This is a genomic window from uncultured Campylobacter sp. (assembly GCF_937997465.1).
GTDB lineage: Bacteria > Campylobacterota > Campylobacteria > Campylobacterales > Campylobacteraceae > Campylobacter_A.
Genome location: NZ_CALKTQ010000250.1, coordinates 1 through 3,528 on the forward strand (window position 1 = coordinate 1; position 3,528 = coordinate 3,528).

Annotated in this window: 2 protein-coding genes; both read right to left on the reverse strand. The window is 40.4% G+C overall.

The features are described from left to right. A partial coding sequence (locus Q0546_RS08300; protein ID WP_298792115.1) for a hypothetical protein occupies window positions 1-847 on the reverse strand: 847 nt, incomplete at its 3' end. Window positions 848-1,000: 153 nt separating this feature from the next. Continuing rightward, entirely contained in the window at window positions 1,001-3,265 is a 2,265-nt protein-coding gene (locus tag Q0546_RS08305) for a TonB-dependent receptor (RefSeq protein WP_298792117.1), read from the reverse strand. Window positions 3,266-3,528 lie beyond the last annotated feature (263 nt).

Here is a 3,528-nt window from a genome sequence, read left to right on the forward strand (position 1 = left end):
CGATGATTTTATTATGAATGAGTAGCGAGATATAAATCACCGCACCGCCTAGGCATAGTCTTAGTATATCCGCATCCTTATGCCAAAATACTAAATTTACGATGATGGCTGCTGGTATTAAAGCGTTATTCATGATGGCTAGAGTGCCGCTATCTACCTCGCATGCGCCTTTATTCCATAAAAAGTATCCTAGGCCGCTAGCTCCGATACCAAGCCAGAGCAGTACCGCGCCTTGGGTTAGATCAAGGTTGATCTTTTCAGGATTGCCAAACATGGCAAAGGCTACGCCCGTAACCGCGGCGGCTCCGACGAAAAAGTAGCCAAAAACCCCTCTTTGCTCGTTCAAATCACGCTTTTCTAACAAAAATTTATACGCGCTCTGTCCGACGCCAAAGCATAAATTCGCCCCCTGCACGAGCAAAAATCCGTGCCAAAAGCCGCTATTTACGTTGCCGTACTTGATGATGAGCGCGCCCAAAACCGCCGTGCCCACGCTAAAGAGATACAGCAGCCTAAGCCTGCCTGCGAGCACGTCATAAACCACGCTCACGTAAAACGGCGTAAATATCGTAAAGAGCGCAACCTCAGCGACGCTAAGGTATGCAAACGAGTTGTAGTAAAAGATATACATTGCGCCGATCTGCACCGCGCCGATCGCGGCTACTTTGGCGTATAGAGCGAGGTTTTGCGCGGCAAAATCCTTAATCATAAAGGGCAAAAATACGCCAAGCGCAAGAACGACGCGCGAAAACGCGGCAAAGTAACTATCCACTCGCCCCGCCAAAAACTCGCCGATGAGGCTAAAGCTAAACGCCCAAAGCACCGTAACAAAGATCAATTTTTTCACATATTCTCCATTTGAGTTAATTTTCGTCTGAAATAGTAGCAAAATAGGCTTAAATTTATATGCGGTCAAATTTAGCAAAAAAAGATTATGTAGGTCAATTTTAGAGCAGAAACCAAGAGCGCCGCTTTTATCACGGCGACTCGGTCGTTAAATTTAATATCTATACTCAAAACTCCCCAGTATCGTCCTACCCCTAGCAGCGTTGTTAAAGATAGTGATGTCGTCGTTAAATACGTCGCTGGAGTAAGATGAGTTATAAGTATAAAGCGCATCCATGTAGTTTTTGTCGAATACGTTTTGCACTTCAAATTTAAAGGTTAAATTTTTAATCGGCTCGAAAGTGAGATAAAAATCGAAAATAGTTGGGATTTTTGGCAGTTCTTGTGTATTGATAATCTTAAATCTCGGATCATTTTCGTCAAAAGCACCCCAGTTAAATTTAGGATTTATCCTTTTTGCCTTACCAGTAATTTTGGCTATAGAACCAAGAACTAACTTTTCATTAAAAAGCCTAGTTCCAACGTCTATCGTAGCGTAATATTTCGGCAGTTCGCTAAACTGCGTAGTTCCACTAGCAGGTCCGTTTGTCCAGTCTAGCGCGAAACTATCTGAGGGCTGATAGGAAGATTTTTGACGAGTGTATGAGGCTTTGGCGTAAAATACGTCCATATCGTATAAAAACTCGAGCTCAAAGCCTTTTAAGGTGGCTTTGTCATTTAATCTAGCCAAAAACATCGTAACGTCGCCGCTAGCATTTGTGTAGCCGATTATCCTATCGTAGATAAAATTTTTTATTTTAGTATTGTAGTAAGCGGCTTTAAGCCCAAAAACGTCGTCGTCCGAAAAAATACCGTGCTTGTGGCTATTAAAGCCGATCTGATAGGTTTTTGCGGTTTCTGGTTTTAGCCCGGTGTTTATATCTTCATAAACCGTGCCCGACGAGAAGAGCTCCTGCACGTTTAGCGGCCTAGTCGTCCTTTCGTAGCTGATAAACGGCGAAAACAACTCGTCAATCTTGGCTGAAGCCATGAGAGAATAGTTTAAATCGGTATCTTTTCTTTTAAAGTCTCCGGCCTCTTGTGGAGAGCAGTAAGGATTACCTGCTAAGCATTTGCCTTTTATACCGCTCGTTTTCCAATTTACGAGATTTAAATTTGCATCGAAGGTAAAAATGTCGTACTCAAGCGAATTATCTAAATAATAATTAAATATCTTTTGTTTACCGTCTGGTATAGGGTACGACGTCCTAAGTGTAGAGTACGCCTCGTCTCCAGTAACGCGTTTATATTCGTTATTTAGGGCATTTATGCCTAGTTTTGAGCTAAATTTAAGATTGTCAGTTATATTAAGCAAAAAGGTATTGCTAAGATCAAAAACCAGAGAACTATTTTTAAATTTCATCCCTTTTTCAAGATCCGCCCACGCCAGTCTTGCTTTTTTATCGTAAATTTGTCTGGTCTTATTATAAGATAAGAGCAAATTTATATCAATTAAGTCAGAATACGGATCAAAACGATAATCAAGCTGATAGTTGTCGCTGGTTATATCTCTTTTGGCTAAATAGTTACTATATCTTCTGTATGCCAAAATAGCTTTGTTTGTCTCGCTATCGTATTCCATCTTAAAAAGATAGCTTTTGGGACGCTGCTCCAGCGAATCGGTATCTAACGCCGTAGGCAAATCAGGCACGCCGTCTCCGTCGATGTCTTTATTATTGTCTTTTATTTTGTCGCCGCCGCCTATCTTGTAGTCTTGCGAGATTTTTTTACCGCTATATCCAAAAAGTACGCCTAGGCTTTGTCCGCCGTCAAATTCTTTTTTTGCCGCGACACTACCCATATAGCTTGGCCCCACGCCGTTTGAGCCATAGCTATATCTACCTAAAAAGCCAAAAATGTGGTCGTCAGTTATAACGTCGTTTACGCCTATGGTTCTAAAATTCGCACTTCCCATAAGTCCGTTTTGAGCACCGCTAAAACTTCCTCTCTCGATATCTATACCTACTAGGAAATTTTGATCTATGAGTGCTCCAAAGGCTGAAGTGCCAATGTTGCCGGTAAAGTTATGAACCCCGCCCGTATCGCTCGACGTACCGTAATAAGTCTGCGTAACTCCGTCTATCATCGTATTTACGCGCCCAAGACCTGTAAGTCCGCGAATATTTACGGACACGCTACCCTGAGATTGGTCTATTTGCGTGTAGCTACCCGGCAGACTTCTAACTATGGAGTCTATACTTTGATTTTCGCTTCTAATATCCTCTCGCGAACTAACGGCTCCAGGCGTTGAAAACGCTTTTTCGCTATTTTTGACCTCAGTAGCCGAGACTTCCAAGGTACTAAAATCGACGTCTTTTGCGTCAGCGCTCGCTAAATAAATAGCCGATATGCAAACTATGCTAAATTTAAAACCATTCACGATACTTCCTTTTAGATTATTTTGTTATTATATGTACGGATATCAGACAACTTAAATTTAAAAACGATAATAATTTCTATAATTATATAATAAAGTATATCAAAATCATTATCTTATATTTTAATAATTGTATCACCGTATATATAAATTTTTACTTATATAGTCATCTTTTAATATAAGAGAATTTCCTTTCAATAAATCTAGATTTATATTTTCTGTATTTAATAAACACCAATTAGTAAAACTTAAAAACAAATATTCTT